At 48.4% G+C, this 3,731-nt stretch carries 5 protein-coding genes; all 5 read left to right on the top strand.

The window, feature by feature from the left end; all coding sequences use genetic code 11:
- Positions 1-215, top strand: a 215-nt coding sequence (locus AC6I5A_RS10625; RefSeq protein WP_034613555.1) for a hypothetical protein, incomplete at its 5' end; no start/stop codon positions are given.
- Between the two features lie 244 nt (positions 216-459).
- Positions 460-864: a Zn-ribbon domain-containing OB-fold protein gene (locus tag AC6I5A_RS10620; protein ID WP_034613552.1), complete on the top strand. Its 405-nt coding sequence runs from the start codon at positions 460-462 to the stop codon at positions 862-864.
- A 21-nt stretch (positions 865-885) separates the two neighbouring features.
- Complete coding sequence (locus AC6I5A_RS10615) at positions 886-2,040, top strand: thiolase C-terminal domain-containing protein (protein ID WP_052167950.1); 1,155 nt, start codon at positions 886-888, stop codon at positions 2,038-2,040.
- Positions 2,041-2,168: 128 nt separating this feature from the next.
- Positions 2,169-2,924 (top strand): SDR family NAD(P)-dependent oxidoreductase, encoded by a 756-nt coding sequence (locus tag AC6I5A_RS10610; protein ID WP_034615507.1) that lies wholly within the window; start codon positions 2,169-2,171, stop codon positions 2,922-2,924.
- Positions 2,925-2,961: 37 nt separating this feature from the next.
- Positions 2,962-3,714 (top strand): SDR family NAD(P)-dependent oxidoreductase, encoded by a 753-nt coding sequence (locus tag AC6I5A_RS10605; RefSeq protein ID WP_034613547.1) that lies wholly within the window; start codon positions 2,962-2,964, stop codon positions 3,712-3,714.
- Positions 3,715-3,731: the final 17 nt, after the last annotated feature.

The raw sequence follows: 3,731 nt of genomic DNA, 5'->3' as shown, positions 1-3,731 counted from the left end.
ACATGAAGTGCACAAAATGCGGTTATGAAGCGTGCATGACGGAGTTTACCCGGGTGAGATGCAGGGGGTACTGTTCGACGGGGACTCATTTGCGGCAATGTCCCGAGTGCCAGGAAGTATCACCTTGTAATCCCTTAATAGAAGAGGTTTGGGAAGAAAAAAATAATATTAAGAGGCCGGATGATCAAGAGGAGTTTGACTTTTTCGAGTTATAGTGAGTTTTTCGGCATGATCCGCGAAATAAATCGCTTCGGCTGGTGGTGGAAAATGAATCTTATGCCGAAGAATGTATCGCAGCTATGAAAGGTGGTGAGACATGGAAGGAAGAATAGGAGCGAGAATTTGTTGCCATAAAGGGTGGTGGGGCACAGAAAGAAGAAGGATAATTTCTAATGCGTATTTGTAAAAAGTATAAAATTTGTTGTAATGTAAAATATATTGGATTTGGAGGTATTTAGAATGGCTGATCAAGAGCAAGTTATTTTTCACCCTAATTTCTTTAAAATTCCAGAAGATGGCAAGCCGTATTTAACCGAGGCGAAATGCACCAAATGCGGACAATTATGGTTTCCAAAGTTGCCGATCTGCCCGAGTTGTTTGAACGAAACCTTTGAGGACTCACCCATGGATCGGGTAGGCACACTGTATTCGTATACGGTCATGTATATTCCGCAGCCGGGACTCAAAGCTCCTTTGGCGATAGGCTATGTGGATTTCGCCAATGGGCTCAGGGTAGGGGCGCAGATTGATGTCCCGCCGGAGAATATTAGGATTGGAATGTCTCTACAGGTCGACTCTGCTGTAATCAGGGAAGATAAAACCGGCAAACAAACGATAAGCTACGTATTTAGGCCAGCGGAATAAAGCAAAGGAGGGTAAATAAGAATGAGAGACGTTTATATTGTTGGAGTAGGATGTACAACTTATTATCGAAAATCACCGGTCCCCGGGGCAGATCTCGGGCGTTTGGCAATAGTAGATGCACTGAAAGACGCCGGCCTTGAGGCCAAAGCGATCCAGAGCATCTTTGTAGGGGAAATGCCAGGACTCTCAGGCAGTATCTGTTTTGGACAACGGGTAGCTTGTACGCTGGGTATGGGCGGGGTACCGATGATGAACGTGGAGAGCGCCTGTTCCAGCGGCGCTTTAGCGTCAAGCCTGGCAATCAGAGACGTGGCCAACGGAGTTACGGATATTTCACTGGCTGCAGGCATTCAGAATATTTCTTGGTCCAGAACAGCCGGTACGGCTTTTTCGCCTGACGCCAATGACCCGGAAGGGGTTCAAGGGATAACTATGCCGGGGATCTATGCTATGAGAGCGAAACGTTATATGCACGAATTTGGCGCCACACCGGAGGACCTCGCTCTGACTGCTGTCAAAAACAGGCGGCATGCCATGAATAACCCGCGTTCGCAATTCCATGATCCAATTACGGTAGAGCAAGTTGTTAGCGCGCGATTAATATCTGATCCACTGACCTTGTTGATGAGTTGCCCTAATGCGGACGCCGGGGCGGCCGTGATCTTTACTACAAAAGAGAAAGCTATGCAGTTGGGCAAACCACTGATCAAAATATTGGTGAGCGAAGTAACTTCGGGGATTTTCACCAATGGATTCAGAGATATGACTTCGATGGAAATCACAGTCCGGGGCTCTAAAGAAGCTTATGAGAGAGCCGGCATTGGACCGGAAGATATCGATATGGTTGAGTGCCATGACGCCTTCGCGATTAATGAGCATTTATATACGGAAGCCATGGGTTTCTGTGGGCACGGCGAAGCTGTCGAGTTTATCCGCAGCGGCCAAAACGATTACGGTGGTAAAGTCGTGTTTAGCCCGCGCGGTGGCTTAATGTCGTGTGGACACCCGACGGGATGCAGCGGAGCGGCGCAGATCGCCGAAATGACTTGGCAATTACGCGGACAAGCCGGAGCTATGCAGGTGCCGAATGCTAAAACAGCAATGACCCATGTCACCGGCGGTGGAATCTACGGTTTGGATAACGCTGTGTGTACGGTTCATATCTTAAGCAGATAAGTTAATAGGGAATTGGAGTAAGCTGAGAGGACGACAAATAGGGGCAGAAATTATTACGATCGAAGCTCGGCAGGTCGTCTTCTTGGCATATTTTGGAGAAGTGAAGCAAGGGAAAGGAGCCGGATAAAATGGGCGTACAGAACAGGGTTGCAATAGTAACCGGATCTGGGAGCGGACTGGGTGAGGCAACAGCGATGATGTTGGCTCAGAACGGCGCTAAAGTGGTTGTTAATGATGTTGTTCCGGAGAAAGTAGACCAAGTAGTGGAAAAAATCAAAGCTGCCGGCGGGGAAGTCATGGGAGTGGTAGCTGATATTTCGAAGAAAGATCAGGCTCAAGCCATGGCGAAACAAGTTGTGGAACGCTTTGGCAGGATCGACATTCTGGTTAATAACGCAGGCATATCTCGGGACAAGGGCTTGCTGAAGCTCACGGAAGAAGATTGGGACATTGTGCTAAATGTTAATTTAAAAGGACCGTTCCTGTTGACCCAGGCGGTAGTTCCTTATATGAAGGAACAGAAATTTGGACGTATCGTGAATATTGCCTCCCGAGCTTATCTTGGCTGGCCAACGCAAGCCAATTATGCGTCCTCGAAAGGCGGACTGGTGAGTTTCAGCAGATCAATGGCTTTGGAACTAGCGAAGTCCCAGATCACAGTTAACTGTATAGCTCCGGGCTTGATCCGGACGCCATTGTATGATGCTTTGCCGGAGAACATTAAAGAGAACCTTGTAAAATCTCAGCCAACGGGTACAATTGGCAAGCCTGAGGATATTGGTTATGGAGTGCTGTTCTTCGCTGATGATGATGCTGACTATGTTACGGGACAGACGATCTTTATCTGCGGAGGGAAGAGTGTGCTAAGTTCCTTGTCGGTATAGTGGAAGAATAGGAAAAATTCAAGGAGGTATGCGAATCATGCAGATTAAGGGAAGAGTAGCCTTGGTGACCGGATCTGCCAGCGGGATGGGCAGGGGCACTGCCGAGATAATGGCCCAACATGGCGTTAAAATTGTTATCAACGACATTAACCAGGAACAGGTTGATGAAGTGGTTAAGGGCATCAAGGAAGCCGGCGGGGAAGCCATTGGCATCGCCGCGGATATTACCAAAAAAGATCAAGTGGAAGCGATGTTCCAGAAAGTCGTAGATACCTTTGGCCGGATTGATATCTTGGTCAATAATGCTGGAATTTCCAAGGACAAGGGCATATTGAAAATGTCGGAAGCAGACTGGGACAGTGTCTTGGCAGTTGACCTCAAAGGTGTCTTCCTCTGTTGTCAGGCAGCGATTAAGTTTATGAGAGAACAGAACTACGGGCGAATCGTGAACATATCGTCTCGGGCCTGGTTGGGAGGACCCGGGCAAGCCAATTACTCGGCGGCCAAGGCCGGAGTAGTGGGTTTAACCCGCACATTGGCCCTGGAAATGGGCAAAAAGGGGATCACTGTGAACTGCATCCCGCCGGGCATTATCGAGACTGCCATGTGGCAAGCTTTGCCTGAAGCAACCAAGGAACGATTAAATCAAGCTCAGCCCACTGGAAAGATCGGAGCGCCGCGTGATATTGCCCGGGCCGTAATGTTTTTTGCCAGTGACGAGGCCGGCTATATAACCGGACAAACCATGTATGTGTGCGGAGGAAAGAGCCTTTTTGCTAATATTGGCTAATTAGGTAAAACTGTACG

This window comes from Desulfosporosinus sp. Tol-M2, from assembly GCF_059735615.1.
The sequence above is the reverse complement of the archived record's forward strand: the minus strand, read 5'-3'. Positions and strand labels throughout refer to the sequence as shown.

What these genes read in the sequence shown, in the direction of transcription:
- AC6I5A_RS10620 (WP_034613552.1), top strand. Translation starts at nt 460, where the DNA reads ATGGCTGATCAAGAGCAAGTTATTTTTCACCCTAATTTCTTTAAAATT.
- AC6I5A_RS10615 (WP_052167950.1), top strand. Translation starts at nt 886, where the DNA reads ATGAGAGACGTTTATATTGTTGGAGTAGGATGTACAACTTATTATCGA.
- AC6I5A_RS10610 (WP_034615507.1), top strand. Translation starts at nt 2,169, where the DNA reads ATGGGCGTACAGAACAGGGTTGCAATAGTAACCGGATCTGGGAGCGGA.
- AC6I5A_RS10605 (WP_034613547.1), top strand. Translation starts at nt 2,962, where the DNA reads ATGCAGATTAAGGGAAGAGTAGCCTTGGTGACCGGATCTGCCAGCGGG.